The sequence below is a fragment of the Streptomyces nogalater genome (assembly GCF_039532885.1).
Classification (GTDB): Bacteria; Actinomycetota; Actinomycetes; order Streptomycetales; family Streptomycetaceae; genus Streptomyces; species Streptomyces nogalater.
On sequence record NZ_BAAASM010000032.1, the window covers coordinates 131,109 to 144,994 of the forward strand.

A 13,886-nucleotide genomic window follows, 5' to 3' on the forward strand; every position below is an offset into this window, starting at 1 on the left:
GCCGCCCGGGGGTACCTTCCGGCCCGTACCGCAGTCCCCCCGCCTGGAGGATCCATGCACGGGCCCACCCCGCCCCTGCCGCTGCCCACCGACCGGTTGCACTTCGCCATGCCGCCGATGCACGAGTCGGCCGAGGACGAACGCAGACACCGCAAGGAGCGGCTCGCGGGCGCCCTGCGGATCTTCGGCCGGGCGGGGTTCGAGGACGGGGTGTCCGGACACATCACGGCCCGCGACCCGGAGTACACCGACTGCTTCTGGGTCAACCCGTTCGGCATGCCGTTCAAGCACGTCACCGTCGGTGACCTGGTCCTCGCCAACCAGGACGGGCAGGTGATCGAGGGCCGCTACCACGTCAACCAGGCCGCGTTCACCGTGCACGCCCAGGTGCACGCGGCCCGCCCCGACGTGGTCGCCGTCGCCCACTGCCACTCCGTGCACGGCCGCGCCCTCGCCGCCCTGGGCGACCTGATCGACCCCATCACCCAGGAGAGCTGCGCCTTCTACGAGGACATCGCCCTCTACGACGCCTACACCGGCGTCACCGTCGACGCCGAGGAGGGCCGCCGGATCGCCGCCACGCTGGGCTCCCGCAAGGCGCTGGTGCTGCGCAACCACGGGCTGCTCACCGTCGGCGACTCGGTGGACGCCGCCGCCTGGTGGTTTCTGTCCCTGGAACGGTGCTGCCAGGTGCAGTTGACGGCCAAGGCGGCGGGCCGGCCGGTGCTCATCGATCACAAGGCGGCCGTCGCCACCCGCGAACAGCTGGGCGGCGACCTGGTGGCCTGGATCAACTACCAGCCGCTGTGGCAGGACATCAGCCGCGCCGAACCGGACCTGCTCAGCTGAGCCGACCGCGGAGCGGGACGCCCGGGGCCGGGTCAACACGGCGGTCCCGGGTTCACCCGCGCTGACCCGGACCGGCCCTCGCGGAGGGCCCCTGGTGCGGCACAATTCGCTGTCGTCACAGGGGAGTTGTCCGGCCGTCGCGCGAGCTTCGGGTGACGCCGGCGGGACCGGCGGCACTGGCGGGGCCGGCAGGTCGTGGGGAAGGCGGGCGACGGACGTGGCGGTACGGGAGGCGGGAGCGGACACGGGCGCCGGGGACGACCGCGAGGGCGGCTGCACCTGCGGGGACTGCCCGCACGGCGCCCGGGAGGGGCACCGGCGCGCCGTCGCCGCGTTCCTGCGCCGGCGCGACGAGCTCGCCGCCGGGCGGGGGCTGCCGGCGACCGTGGCGCACTCGGCCTCGGCGTCCCGCCAGTGGGTGTCCGAGGAACTCACCCAGCGAGCCGAGGCCGTCGCCGAACAGGTCCGCGCCGAGGGCGCGGTCCGGCTCGCCGGGCTGTGGCTGCGCACGGTGTGCGCGGTGTGGGGCGCGGTCACCGTGCTGCTGCTCGCCGAGGCGCTCACCGCGACCGGTGCGGGCTGGACCGGTGCCCGCACCGCGGCCCTGCTCGCCGCGCTCGCCGTCGCCGGCGCGCTGACCGCCGCCTGCCTCCTCCACCGGGCGCGCGGCGGAGCGCTCGCCCCACTGATCGGCGAGGACAACCGCATCTCCACCTCCCGTACCGTCGCCGCCTGCTGGGTGCTGTTCACCGGCTATGCCGTTCTGCTCCTTTCCTTCCGCCTGGCCGCCGCCTCCGACCACACCGAACGCGACGCGCTGGTCAACGGCCTCGGTCTGGCACGCGGCGCGGGCACGGTGACCGTCCTCGCCGTCGTGTGCGCCGTCGCCGTCCTGGTCGGCCGGGTGGTGGCCCTGCGCGTCCACGCCCAGCGGCTGCAGAAGGTGCCGGCCCACCGGCCGCGCGCCGCCGACCTGCTCACCGACGACTCCGGCCGGGGTGCCTTCACCGACATCCAGTACCTCGCCAGCACCGCCGTCGCCCTGCTGTTCGCCGCGGTACGGCTGGCCCGCAGCCCCGACCGGCTGCCCGACCTGCCCTGGGGCCTGGGCGTGGTCGTCCTCGTCTCGGCGGCGACCTACCTGGCCGGCAAGTACGCCGACGGCGGCCGGCCGGTGATCCACTCGGTGGTCCGCGCCCGGGAGCCCGGCGACCTCGACGGCCCGGTCCGCACCGGCGACGACATCGAGATCCGGGGCAGCGGCTTCGTCCCGCCCGGCGCCCAAAGCGCCGACCACCTCTCCCGGACGGTCGTCCGCATCGGCGCGGTCGACGTCCACGTCCCCCTGATCCCCGTCACCGGCGGCTTCCGCAATCCCACGGACACCACCCTGACCGTGCCCGTACCCGCGGACGTGGAACCCGGCCCGGTGGACGTCCAGGTGGTGACGGCGGCCGGCGTGGCGACGAACCGGTACCCGCTCCAGGTGACGGAGTGAAGGGCGGGCTCGCCGCGGAGGGCCGAAATCCGGAAAATCATCCAGGACAGGATTGAACGGGCTCCCTTCGTCATACGTATCGTCACATCAGGGGGCACAGCGGGTGAAAGGCGGCTTGTAGCGATGACTCAAGGCATGCGGACGGATACGCGCATTCCCCGGCTGAACGAGCCCCGCAGCCTCCGGGACACCGCCACCCACTACGCCCTGCTGCCCCTGCGCCTCTTCCTGGGCGTCACCTTCCTCTACGCCGGCCTGGACAAGCTCACCGACAGCGCCTTCATGCACTCCTCCGGCGCCGGCTCGATCGGCGACACCATGCGGGCCGCCCACGACTCCGCCGCGATCCCGGCGCTGATCGACCTGGCCCTGAAGAGCCCGGTCGGCTTCGGCTACGCCATCGCGCTCGGAGAGCTGGCCGTCGGGATCGCCACCCTGCTCGGTCTCGTCGGCCGCCTCGCCGCGCTCGGCGGCGCGCTGATCTCGCTCAGCCTCTGGCTGACGGTGAGCTGGGCCACCACCCCCTACTACTACGGCAACGACCTCGCCTACCTGATGGCCTGGCTCCCCCTGATCCTCGCCGGCGCGCCCTACCTCTCCGTCGACGCCGCCTGGCGGGCCCGGCGGTGGCCCGGCGGCTACCGCTGACCCTCCTCGGCGCCGCCCCGTCCGCGCATCGCCCGGGCCAGCACCGCCGTGGCGCCGGCCAGGCACAGGCCGCCGACCACCAGCGGAACCATCAGGAACCACGGGGTGTCCCACAGGCCGCCCGCGTCCCCCGCGTAGGCCACGGCGGTGGCGGTCAGGGCGAGCCCGGCGACCAGCCTCCCGGGCTGGAACTCATGACGCAGCACGGCTGACCTCCAGCTGTCCCATTCCGACGCCGAGCGTGAGCTCCAGCGTGCCCGGTGTCCCGGACACTGCGGCCGCGCCCTTGGCCGGTGCCAGCGTCACGTTCCGATGCCTGCCGGGCCGCACGTCCACGTCGTCTCCTCGGTCCCCGGGCAACCGGATGTCGCCCACCCCCACATCGAGATCCATCCGCACGGTCACATCCGCCGGCACGATCACCTTCAGATGACCCGCACCCACCCGGGCGTCGGTGGCGACCGTCTGCCCGGGGGCCGGGTGCACCCGGGTCAGGTCCAGCGTGCCCCGCCCCGTGCCGAGGTCGTACCCGGACCGCACCTGGGCCGCCGCGGCCGGTTTCCAGGACGTCTCCTTCCAGTCGGTGGTGATGTCCCGGGGCAGCGCCGCCGCCCCGGCGAGCAGGGCCGCCGTGACCAGCGCCCAGAACACCGTCCCGGCTCCGGTCCGGCCCAGGAACGCGCTGAGCGCTATGCCCAGTCCGAACACCGCCAGCGCGCAGGCCAGGCCGGTCTGGAGGCTGGTGCCGAGCGGGTGCGTGTGCCAGCCGAGCCAGGTGCCCAGGCCGCCCGCCAGCAGGGCGAGCAGGAACACCCAGCCGCCGATCCAGCGCGGACCGCGCGGTCTTCGGGGCTCGGGCGTGGGCGCGGGTACCGCCCCGGAGTGCGTCCAGGGAGTGGTGATACCGACGTCCACGACCGAGCTGAGGTCCCGGCCGCGGGCGTCGCCGGGCCCCCACAGATAGCCGGTGCCGCCGACATGGGTGCCGTCCTTGACGATCGGGTCCCGCCACCAGGAGGGGTAGGCGGTGACGACCGGCGGTGCCTGGGCCTCCGGTGGCGCGTCGGCGGCGGCCTGCGCCGCCAGGGGATCGTGGTCGGGGGCGTCACGGCGCCTCGACCAGTACCCCGCGCCCGCGAGCAGCAGCGAGAGCACCGTGGCGAACGCCAGCACCCCGCCGTTTCTCAGCATCGTCAAAAGGGTCCCGCAGCCGACCAGCGCGAACAGGACCGCGGCCAGCGCCTGGCCGTCGACCCGGCCCGTGAGGAGCTTGCGGACCTCGTTCTCCTCCTCGTCCTCGTACGGCACCAGCAGCCAGGCGAAGCCGTAGAAGATGAGGCCCAGGCCGCCCGCCGCGGACAGCACGGCCAGCGTGATCCGGTAGATCACCGGGTCCATGTCGGTCTGCCGCCCGAGCCCCGCGCACACGCCCGCGATCATCTTGTGCCCGCGGTCGCGCCGGAACCGCTCGGGAAGCCGGGGGCTCTCCCGTCGCTCCGACTCCTGCGCGGGGAAAGGGGGGCCGCCCCGGGAACCGGGGCCGAAGCCGGCGTGGGCGGGGGAGCCGGAGCCGGCCGCTCCGGTCTCTCCCGTCGCGGCGGGCGCGGCATCCGTCGGTCCGGTACCCGGGGCCGGGCGCGGGCCGGGGCCGGGTCCCGGACCCGTCGCGGCGTGCTCGTGATCGGTCATGCGTCCATGGTGACCGCCCGGCCGCCCCGGCGGCAGTCGGGACGACCCTGGGCCAACCCTGAAATCGCCCCTGAGGCGGGACGGGGAAGCGTTCGAGCGGCACGGTCCGCCGGGAAACACCGCACGTGCCGCCACCCCGACCAGCCCCCGACGGAAGATCAGGGGCCTCTCCGGGGCCGACCCTGATGCTCCGTCCCGCCGCCCGTGTGACCATCGTTGGCATGCCGGAAGCCGCAAGCCTGCCACTCGACGACCTGCGGCCCCCGCGCAAGCTCTACCGCAGCGACGACGGACGCTGGCTCGGCGGAGTGGCGCGAGGGCTCGCCGGGCATCTCGGGCTGCCCGTCGTCTGGGTGCGGCTCGTCTTCGCCGGCCTGCTCATGGCCGACGGGCTCGGAGCGCTGCTCTACGCCGCGTTCTGGTTCTTCGTCCCGCTCGGCGTCGGCGGTGTCGGCGACCAGAGGCACTCGCTGGTGGGCGCGGAGACCTCGCCGGACGGCCGGCGCAGACTGATGGCCCGCAGACCGGACCGGGGCCAGATCGCCGCCCTGCTCCTCATGGTCGTCGTCTCCATGATCTTCGTGCGCAGTGTCAACCTCGGCAGCGCCACCAAGGCCTATCTGGTGCCCTCCGTGCTCGTCGCGGCCGGTGTCGCCCTCGTCTGGCGCCAGGCGGACAACGCCCGCCGGGCCCGCTGGGTCGAGGTCGGCCGGCGGCGCCGCACCCTCACCCTGCTGCGTGCGGCCGGCGGCGTCCTGCTGGTCACGGCCGGGGTCACGGCGGTCTTCGTCCTCCAGGGATCGACCGCTCACCTGGGCGCGGTCCTCCAGGCCGCGCTCGTCGTCCTCGTCGGCATCACCCTCCTCGCCGGCCCCTACCTGGTCCGCATGACCCAGGACCTCTCCGAGGAGCGCCTGATGCGCATCCGTGCCCAGGAACGCGCCGAGGTGGCCGCCCACGTCCACGACTCCGTGCTGCACACCCTCACCCTGATCCAGCGCAACGCCGAGAACGCGAGCGAGGTGCGCCGCCTCGCCCGTGCCCAGGAACGCGACCTGCGCACCTGGCTGTACAAGCCGGAGGGCACCGGCAAGGACGAGGCCGACGAGCCGGACACGGTCGCCGAGGCGGTGCGGCGCAGCGCCGCCGAGGTGGAGGACAAGCACGGTGTGCCCATCGAGGTCGTCATAGTCGGCGACTGCCCGCTGGACGAGAGGACCGGAGCGCAGATGCAGGCCGCGCGCGAGGCCATGGTGAACGCCGCCAAGTACGGTGGCGAGGGCGGTGCCGTACAGGTCTACGCCGAAGTCGAGGGCAGATCGGTCTTCGTGTCCGTGCGGGACCGCGGCCCCGGGTTCGACCTCGACGCGATACCCGCCGACCGCATGGGTGTCAGAGAATCGATCATCGGCCGCATGGAGCGCCACGGCGGCACGGCCCGGCTGCGGGCGGTGCCCGACGGCGGCACGGAGGTCGAGCTGGAGATGGAGAGGGCGGAGAAGACGTCATGAGCGACGCGACCGAGGCGAACGGCACGGCGGGGGCGGCGGAGGCGGCCGGGTCCGGCCAACCCGGTGCCGGCGCGGGCGGGCGGCATGTGCGGGTGGTGCTCGTGGACGACCACCGGATGTTCCGCACCGGCGTTCAGGCCGAGATCGGCCAGACCGCCGAGACCGGCGTCGAGGTGGTCGGCGAGGCGGCGGACGTCGACCAGGCGGTCGCGGTCATCACCGCCACCCGGCCCGAGGTCGTCCTCCTCGACGTGCACCTCCCGGGTGGCGGCGGGGTCGAGGTGCTGCGCCGGTGCGCCGCGCTCACGGCGGACGCCGAGCGGCCCGTCCGCTTCCTCGCGCTGTCCGTGTCGGACGCCGCGGAGGACGTGATCGGGGTGATCCGCGGCGGCGCCCGCGGCTATGTCACCAAGACCATCACCGGCGCCGACCTGATCGACTCGATCTTCCGCGTCCAGGAGGGCGATGCCGTCTTCTCCCCGCGGCTGGCCGGGTTCGTCCTGGACGCCTTCGCCTCCACCGACGCCCCGCCCGTGGACGAGGACCTGGACCGCCTCACCCAGCGGGAACGCGAGGTGCTGCGTCTGATCGCCCGGGGCTACGCCTACAAGGAGATCGCCAAGCAGCTGTTCATCTCGGTGAAGACGGTCGAGTCCCATGTCTCGGCGGTCCTGCGCAAGCTCCAGCTGTCCAACCGGCACGAGCTGACCCGCTGGGCGACCGCGCGCCGGCTGGTCTGACCCCTACGGGCCCGCCCGTCCCCGTCCCCTACGCCACCCTGGTCGCGCCCGCGAACGGCATCTGGTCGACCGGGGCCAGGCGGACCGGAGCCGATGGGTTCGGGGCGTGGATCATCCGGCCGCCGCCCACGTAGATGCCGACGTGGCTGATGCCGGGGTAGAAGAACACCAGGTCGCCCGGGCGTAGTTCGGAGCGGGAGACCCGCCGGCCCGCGTTGATCTGGGCGTAGGAGGTGCGCGGCAGGGAGAGGCCGGCGGCGCGGTAGGCGGCCTGGACCAGTCCCGAGCAGTCGAAGGCGTCAGGACCGGTGGCACCCCACACATAGGGGCTGCCGAGCTTGCCGTAGGCGTAGGCGACGGCCACCGCGGCGCGTCCGCTGGGGGCCGGGACGGAGCCGGCCCGCTCCAGTGGCTCCCGCGGATCGGCGGCCGACCGGGAGGCGTGTTCCGCCGGGGTGCCGGCGGTGGTGACCTCGCCGCGCTGGTGCGGAGTCAGCCGCGCGAGCAGCCGCCTGGCCTCGTCCAGCTTGCCGGTGACGGTCTTCTTCTGCCGGCGCAGCTCGGCCTGCCGGGACCGCAGCGACTTCACCTCGACGCGGGCGGCGCCGCGTAGCCGCTCGATCTCCCGCAACTGCCGGCGTACCCCCGACACCGCGGCGGCCTGCCGGTCGCCGGCCCGCTCGGCGAGCGCGGCACCGTTCAGGTAGTTATCGGGGTCGCTGGAGAGGGCCAGTCGCCAGGCCGGGTCGATCGCGCCGTCCCGGTACTGCGCCGCCGCGATCAAGCCCAGGGCGTTCCGGGCCGAGTTCAGCCTCTGCTGCCTGCGGGCGGTCTCATCCTGCAGCGCGCTCAGCCGCCGCTGGGCCGCCTCCGCCTCCTCCTTCGCCCCGTTGTACTTCTCGGTCGCGGCCTCGGCCTCCCGGTACAACGTCGACACCCTTGCCTTCACCTGCGACGGAGTCAGCTGGGGCTCGGCGTGTCCCGTCCCGTCCAGGCAGGCCACGGTGGCCGCGCCCGCCAGGGCGAGAGTGGTGGCCGTCCGGACCGTGTGGCCGGTGAGCGGTCGGTGCGGGGGCTTGCGGTGGGCTGCCACCTGGAACCTTCACGTCCTTCCTGCGATTGGTACGACCGAGCGGTCGGTACGTGCCCCGCGGCGGCCCGTGCTGGGGGAGTGGCCGCCGCCGGGCCTTCTCGGCGGTGGTGGCCGGTTGCCGCGGTCGGCAAGGGGGAGCCGGTCACCTGGGGGAGGACGCTAGAACCGAACGTGACGGGCTGGTAACGCGGTGTACGGAACTGGCTTCCGTCGACCGTTGCGTGACCGTATGCGATCACCTGGTTGGTGCGGAGTCGTCGCCTTCACGGAGCGTGGTGATCGAAGTGGGGAAATGGGGGCTGACGGGGGTGGTGGGGTGCTATGACGCGCATTTATGCAGGCCGGGGGTTTGGGCTTGAGGCTTGAGGTTTGGGGCTGGGGGACGGGAGCCGGGGTCGGGTGTGGCGGCAGGGTGTGTGGTGGGGGTGGAGAGAGGGGCGGGGATGTCGGCAGGTGGGGCCGGGGTTGGGCCGGTGGCCGCCTGGGCTGGTCGGGCTGTCGGCAGGGGGCGGTGGCGGGGTGGACGGTGGGTTGTCGTTAGGCTCCGGCCCCATGGACGTACTCATCCATCTCTTCGTCGGCCTGCACATCATCGGAATCGCCGCGCTGCTCGGCGGTTTCCTCACCCAGATGAAGGCGATGGGCCAGGGCGCGGCCCGGTTCGTGCCCGGGATGCTGCACGGCGCGCTGACCATGCTGGTCACGGGTGTGGCTCTGGTCGGGCTCAACCAGGCCGACGACCACCACCTCAACAACATCAAGCTCGGGGTGAAGCTGGCCCTGCTGATCGTGATCCTCGGCCTGGTCTATGTGAAGCGCGACGAGGAGCGGATCGACAAGGGCGTCTTCGGGCTGGTCGGCCTGTTGACCATGGCCAACATCTTCATCGCCGTCCTCTGGACCTGATCCCCGGCGCGTCCGGCCGGAGGCCTTGCGTAGTGGCGGCGCTCCGATGGGAACCGCGCCGGCGTCAGCCCGGTCGCACCGCGCTGTGGACGGTCGCCTCGCCGAGGGCGGAGACCGGCTCCTCACGGACGTACGCGCCCGGCCTCGGCGCGTGGATCATCATGCCGTCGCCCGTACACAGTCCTACGTGGTCGGCGTCGTCATGGAAGAAGACCAGGTCACCGGCCCGGGCCTCGGCCGGCGGAACCGGGATGCCGACGCCGGCCTGCTCGGGTGCCGTGCGCGGGAGGGTGACGCCGGCGGACTTCCAGGCGGCCTGGGTGAGCCCCGCGCAGTCGTAGGAGCCGGGGCCTGCCGCGCCCCACACACATGGCTTGCCGAGCTGGGCGCGGGCGAAGGCGACGGCCCTGCCGGCCTTGGTCGCGTACGTACCCGCAGGTGAGCCGGAGGGCTCGGCGATCCGCTGGGACAGCAGTACGCGCGCGTACGTGAGCTTTTTCCTGGTGATGACCTTGACGGCCTTCGGCCCAGCGGCGGGGGCGTCCGGCCGGCCGGCGATGGTGGTGTCCGGCCGGCTGCCCGCCGGCGCCGCCGCGCTGAGGGCTTCCTGGGGGGCCGGCGGAGTCGGCATGGATTCAGCGGGCGCCGTGACCTGGAGAGGTGGGGTGAGGGCCGGGCTTTGGGCGGGGATGGCGGCGCGTTCGGCTTCGTCGGCTCCGCGTCTGAACTGGCCGGTACGGCCGCGTGCGGCGTAGTCGGTCCCGTGCCCCGGGTGGCCACTGGACCCGTGCCCCGGGTGGCCGCTGGTTCCGTGGTCGGCGTGGCTGCTGATTTCGTGCCCGGTGCGGTCCGTACTGCGGTCGGTCCGGGCGGTGCGTTGCTCGGCTTGGCTCGTGCTGTGGTCGGCGTGGTCGGTGTCTCGCTCGGTTTGGCTCGTGCCGTGCCCGGTCTGGCCCACGCCCGGCTCGACCTGGCTCGTGCCGTGCCCGGACTCGTACGTTCCGCGATTCACCTGACCCGGACCGGTACTGCCCTGGGACAGTGACATGCCGGGCTGGGGCATGCCACGCTGGGCCGGGATCACGCCTCGCGCGGCGGGCGGCATGCGCTGCCGGGCGCGCCTCGCGACCTCGTCTCGGAGCCGCTGAAGGCTGCCGTTCGGGCCGCCCGGGATCCCGGCCCGCTCGTCCGGCACGGCCCACCCGGCCGGTTCCGGGCGCCCCACCCATCCGCCGCCACGCCAGTCCTGTCCGGCGCGCCCGTCCCGTCCAGCGTGCCCGTCCCATCCGGCACGCCTGCCCTGTTCAGCGCTTCCGCCGTCCCAGCCGGCACTGTCGGCCCGTCCATCGCTCCCGGCCCGTGATCCGCCGCTCCTGGCCCGTGGTCCGCGCCAAGCCGCGTCGGCGCGCCCGGTCCGCTCGCCCCGTCCAATCCCGCCGGTGCGCTCCGTCCGCGCACCCCGTCCACTCCCATCGGCCTGCCCGGCCCGCTCCTCGTGCCCGCCCGGTTCAGCCCGTTCGGCACGCTCAGCCCGCTCCCCAGGCCCCGCCCGACCATCGAGCGCGCCCCGCCCCCCGCTCGCGGTGGTCCCTTCTTCGCGCCCACTCCACTCCCCGCGCTCAGCGCGTCCCCCGCGCCCGCCCCCTGTGACGCCCTCGTTCGCCTCCCTGGATGCACCCCGCCCCCAACGGTCAGCCCAGTCCCTGAGCCCCTCGGGTTCCCCGCGACCCTCACGATCCCCACGCCCCTCCCGCACCGCCGGCGCCCCTCGGTCCCCACGCCCCACCCGCCCCCCGGCGCCACGACGCTCCCCGGAGCCCCCGCGCTCCGCGGACGCCTCCCGCGCCGACTCTGCCTGGCGGTAGAAGTCGTCGATCTTTCGTTCGATCTCCTCCGGGGTCGGCCTGAGCCGGGCGGCCGCGAGGGCGGTTTCGGTGGGCTGGGAGAACACCGCCAGGGAGGTCAGGGCTGCGGCGGCCAGGGTGGGGGTGTGGGCGCCTGTCGGCTGGCTGCCGCCGGGGCGCGGCTTGCGGTGCGACGCCAAGGGGGCGACTCCTTCCGTGCTGCCGCCTGCCGGGCGGGCTCGGGCGGGTGCCAGCCGGGGTCTCCCACGGCTTCGTCCCGGGCGGGAGTCGGCCGATGCGGCCCAGGATCGGTGGGTCCCCGGCTCCGGGCATCGCGCGGCGCGTGCCGGATTCGGCGCAGGCCGTACGGCCCGGCGACGTTCGCCGGAGGGTGGTCGGTGCGGCCTGACGGCAACCTAGCCAACTCGTGAGTCTTCTGTGAAGGTTGGTGCGCGCTATGTCCGATACATGTCCGATACATTTCCGTGACCTGGGAGCCGCATCACGCGTCGTGACCACCGTTTCCGCTGGGTGACGCGGTGCGCGGGAAAGATCAACCGCCCCGGAAACGGGCCATGTTCCGGGGACGGCGACCGGTTGTCGGTGGGGCGCCCTAGACTCGGAGAGCGATGAGCAGCCTCTTTGACGACAGCTTCCTGGCGGACCTCCAGGCCCCTCGCGGGCCCGAGGAGGAACTTCCGCCACCGCCCGAGGATGATCACACTCCGGAGCCGATTCCGGACGATCTGTTCGGCGGGAAGTTCGACATGCCGCCGGACCGGGACGCCCACTACCGCGACGGCGCCCCGCGCCCCGCGCTGGACTCGGCGGCCCTCCTGGAGGGGCTGAACGACAACCAGCGCGCCGCTGTCGTGCACGCCGGCTCCCCGCTGCTCATCGTCGCCGGCGCCGGCTCCGGCAAGACCCGCGTGCTCACCCACCGCATCGCCTATCTGCTGGCCGAGCGGAACGTCCACCCGGGCCAGATCCTCGCGATCACCTTCACCAACAAGGCCGCGGGTGAGATGAAGGAGCGCGTCGAGCAGCTCGTCGGTCCGCGCGCGAACGCCATGTGGGTGATGACCTTCCACAGCGCGTGCGTGCGCATCCTGCGCCGGGAGAGCAAGAAGCTCGGCTTCACCTCGTCGTTCTCGATCTACGACGCCGCCGACAGCAAGCGCCTGATGGCCCTGGTCTGCCGCGACCTGGACCTCGACCCCAAGCGCTTCCCGCCCAAGTCCTTCAGCGCCAAGATCAGCAACCTGAAGAACGAGCTGATCGACGAGGAGGACTTCGCCGCCCAGGCCACCGACGGCTTCGAGAAGACCCTCGCCCAGGCCTACGCGCTCTACCAGTCGCGGCTGCGCGAGGCCAACGCGCTGGACTTCGACGACCTGATCATGACGACGGTCAACCTGCTGCGCGCCTTCCCGGACGTCGCCGAGCACTACCGCCGCCGCTTCCGGCACGTCCTGGTCGACGAGTACCAGGACACCAACCACGCCCAGTACGCCCTCGTCCGGGAACTCGTCGGCACGGGGGAGCCCGTCGCCGGCGAGGGGGACGTTCCGCCGGGCGAGTACGACATCCCGCCGGCCGAACTGTGCGTCGTAGGTGACGCCGACCAGTCGATCTACGCCTTCCGGGGTGCGACGATCCGCAACATCCTCCAGTTCGAGGAGGACTACCCGGACGCGACGACGATCCTGCTGGAGCAGAACTACCGCTCCACGCAGACCATCCTGTCCGCCGCCAACGCGGTCATCGAACGCAACGAGTCCCGCCGCCCGAAGAACCTGTGGACCAACGCCGGCCAGGGCGCCCGGATCGTCGGGTACGTCGCCGACACCGAGCACGACGAGGCCCAGTTCGTCGCCGACGAGATAGACCGCCTGGTCGACGCGGGGGAGGCGCGCGCCTCGGACGTCGCCGTCTTCTACCGCACCAACGCCCAGTCCCGTGTCTTCGAAGAGGTCTTCATCCGCGTCGGCCTGCCCTACAAGGTCGTCGGCGGGGTCCGCTTCTACGAGCGCAAGGAGGTCCGGGACGTCCTCGCCTACCTGCGCGTCCTCGCCAACCCCGAGGACTCCGTGCCGCTGCGCCGCATCCTCAACGTGCCCAAGCGGGGCATCGGCGAGCGCGCGGAGGCGATGATCGACGCCCTCGCCCAGCGCGAGAAGATCAGCTTTCCGCAGGCGCTGAAGCGGGTGGACGAGGCGTACGGCATGGCCGCGCGTTCCACCAACGCGGTCAAGCGGTTCAACACGCTGATGGAGGAGCTGCGCACGATCGTCGAGTCCGGCGCCGGGCCGGCCACCGTCCTCGAAGCGGTCCTGGAACGCACCGGATATCTGGCCGAACTCCAGTCCTCCACCGACCCGCAGGACGAGACGCGGATCGAGAACCTCCAGGAACTCGCGGCCGTCGCCCTGGAGTTCGAGCAGGAACGCGGGGAGGGCGAGCAGGGGACGCTGGCCGACTTCCTGGAGCAGGTCGCCCTGGTCGCCGACTCCGACCAGATCCCCGACGAGGAGGACGGTGACGGCGTCATCACGCTGATGACCCTGCACACCGCCAAGGGCCTGGAGTTCCCGGTGGTGTTCCTGACCGGCATGGAGGACGGCGTCTTCCCGCACATGCGGGCCCTCGGCCAGACCAAGGAACTGGAGGAGGAGCGGCGCCTGGCGTACGTCGGCATCACGCGCGCGCGGGAGCGGTTGTACCTCACGCGCGCGGCACTGCGCAGCGCCTGGGGCCAGCCGTCGTACAACCCGCCCTCCCGCTTCCTGGAGGAGATCCCGCCCGCCCATGTGGAGTGGAAGCGGACCGGGGCCACGGCGCCGGCGTCCGGGGTGGCGGCCTCGCTGTCCTCGACCCGTTCGCGTTCCTCGGCGTCGGGCGCGTCCGGGTTCGCCACCCGGCGCACGGCGGAGAAGCCGGTGGTGGCACTGGCCGTCGGGGACCGGGTCACCCACGATCAGTTCGGGCTCGGCACGGTCGTCGCGGTCAAGGGCACGGGCGCGAACGCCGAGGCGACGATCGACTTCGGCGACGCCAAGCCGAAGCGGCTGCTGCTGCGGTACGCGCCGGTGGAGAAGCTGTAGCCGT

At 73.2% G+C, this 13,886-nt stretch carries 11 protein-coding genes; 7 read left to right on the forward strand and 4 right to left on the reverse strand.

Going from position 1 to position 13,886, the window contains the following annotated elements; all coding sequences use genetic code 11:
- Positions 1–54: 54 nt before the first annotated feature.
- The 3 genes from ABD350_RS22055 (at position 55) to ABD350_RS22065 (ending at position 2,995) form a co-directional block, all read left to right on the forward strand.
- Entirely contained in the window at positions 55–849 is a 795-nt protein-coding gene (locus ABD350_RS22055; protein WP_344349954.1) for a class II aldolase/adducin family protein, read from the forward strand.
- A gap of 217 nt (positions 850–1,066) precedes the next feature.
- A complete protein-coding gene (locus ABD350_RS22060) occupies positions 1,067–2,347 on the forward strand; it encodes an IPT/TIG domain-containing protein (protein ID WP_344349955.1) in 1,281 nt (426 codons plus the stop codon).
- Between the two features lie 123 nt (positions 2,348–2,470).
- Positions 2,471–2,995 (forward strand): DoxX family protein, encoded by a 525-nt coding sequence (locus tag ABD350_RS22065; RefSeq protein ID WP_344349956.1) that lies wholly within the window; start codon positions 2,471–2,473, stop codon positions 2,993–2,995.
- On the opposite strand, the gene ABD350_RS22070 is transcribed toward ABD350_RS22065, so the two are convergent.
- Both ABD350_RS22070 and ABD350_RS22075 read right to left on the reverse strand, forming a co-directional pair.
- On the reverse strand, positions 2,986–3,201 hold the full coding sequence (locus ABD350_RS22070) for a hypothetical protein (RefSeq protein ID WP_344349957.1): 216 nt from the start codon (positions 3,199–3,201) through the stop codon (positions 2,986–2,988). The two genes, ABD350_RS22065 and ABD350_RS22070, sit on opposite strands and share 10 nt — an antisense overlap.
- Positions 3,188–4,684: a PspC domain-containing protein gene (locus tag ABD350_RS22075; protein WP_344349958.1), complete on the reverse strand. Its 1,497-nt coding sequence runs from the start codon at positions 4,682–4,684 to the stop codon at positions 3,188–3,190. The genes ABD350_RS22070 and ABD350_RS22075 overlap by 14 nt, the downstream gene beginning before the upstream one ends.
- A 221-nt stretch (positions 4,685–4,905) precedes the next feature.
- Here ABD350_RS22075 and ABD350_RS22080 point away from each other — a divergent pair, with 221 nt between their 5' ends.
- Entirely contained in the window at positions 4,906–6,195 is a 1,290-nt protein-coding gene (locus tag ABD350_RS22080) for a PspC domain-containing protein (RefSeq protein WP_344349959.1), read from the forward strand.
- On the forward strand, positions 6,192–6,935 hold the full coding sequence (locus ABD350_RS22085) for a LuxR C-terminal-related transcriptional regulator (protein ID WP_344349960.1): 744 nt from the start codon (positions 6,192–6,194) through the stop codon (positions 6,933–6,935). The genes ABD350_RS22080 and ABD350_RS22085 overlap by 4 nt, the downstream gene beginning before the upstream one ends.
- Before the next feature lie 28 nt (positions 6,936–6,963).
- Here the strand turns inward: ABD350_RS22085 and ABD350_RS22090 are convergent, their stop codons facing one another.
- Entirely contained in the window at positions 6,964–8,028 is a 1,065-nt protein-coding gene (locus ABD350_RS22090; protein ID WP_344349961.1) for a C40 family peptidase, read from the reverse strand.
- A gap of 552 nt (positions 8,029–8,580) precedes the next feature.
- Here ABD350_RS22090 and ABD350_RS22095 point away from each other — a divergent pair.
- Entirely contained in the window at positions 8,581–8,934 is a 354-nt protein-coding gene (locus tag ABD350_RS22095) for a hypothetical protein (RefSeq protein ID WP_344349962.1), read from the forward strand.
- A gap of 64 nt (positions 8,935–8,998) precedes the next feature.
- On the opposite strand, the gene ABD350_RS22100 is transcribed toward ABD350_RS22095, so the two are convergent.
- Positions 8,999–9,565, reverse strand: coding sequence for a C40 family peptidase (locus tag ABD350_RS22100; protein WP_344349963.1), 567 nt, complete (start codon positions 9,563–9,565; stop codon positions 8,999–9,001).
- A gap of 1,842 nt (positions 9,566–11,407) precedes the next feature.
- Between ABD350_RS22100 and pcrA the strand changes: the two genes are divergently transcribed.
- The gene (gene pcrA / locus ABD350_RS22105) at positions 11,408–13,882 is read left to right on the forward strand and encodes a DNA helicase PcrA (protein ID WP_344349964.1); all 2,475 of its coding nucleotides are present in this window, start codon (positions 11,408–11,410) and stop codon (positions 13,880–13,882) included.
- Positions 13,883–13,886: the final 4 nt, after the last annotated feature.

Excerpts from the sequence above, each read along its gene's own strand:
- ABD350_RS22055 (WP_344349954.1), top strand. The coding sequence starts at position 55 with ATGCACGGGCCCACCCCGCCCCTGCCGCTGCCCACCGACCGGTTGCAC.
- ABD350_RS22065 (WP_344349956.1), top strand. The coding sequence starts at position 2,471 with ATGACTCAAGGCATGCGGACGGATACGCGCATTCCCCGGCTGAACGAG.
- ABD350_RS22075 (WP_344349958.1), bottom strand. The coding sequence starts at position 4,684 with ATGACCGATCACGAGCACGCCGCGACGGGTCCGGGACCCGGCCCCGGC.
- ABD350_RS22080 (WP_344349959.1), top strand. The coding sequence starts at position 4,906 with ATGCCGGAAGCCGCAAGCCTGCCACTCGACGACCTGCGGCCCCCGCGC.
- ABD350_RS22085 (WP_344349960.1), top strand. The coding sequence starts at position 6,192 with ATGAGCGACGCGACCGAGGCGAACGGCACGGCGGGGGCGGCGGAGGCG.
- ABD350_RS22095 (WP_344349962.1), top strand. The coding sequence starts at position 8,581 with ATGGACGTACTCATCCATCTCTTCGTCGGCCTGCACATCATCGGAATC.
- ABD350_RS22100 (WP_344349963.1), bottom strand. The coding sequence starts at position 9,565 with ATGCCGACTCCGCCGGCCCCCCAGGAAGCCCTCAGCGCGGCGGCGCCG.
- pcrA (WP_344349964.1), top strand. The coding sequence starts at position 11,408 with ATGAGCAGCCTCTTTGACGACAGCTTCCTGGCGGACCTCCAGGCCCCT.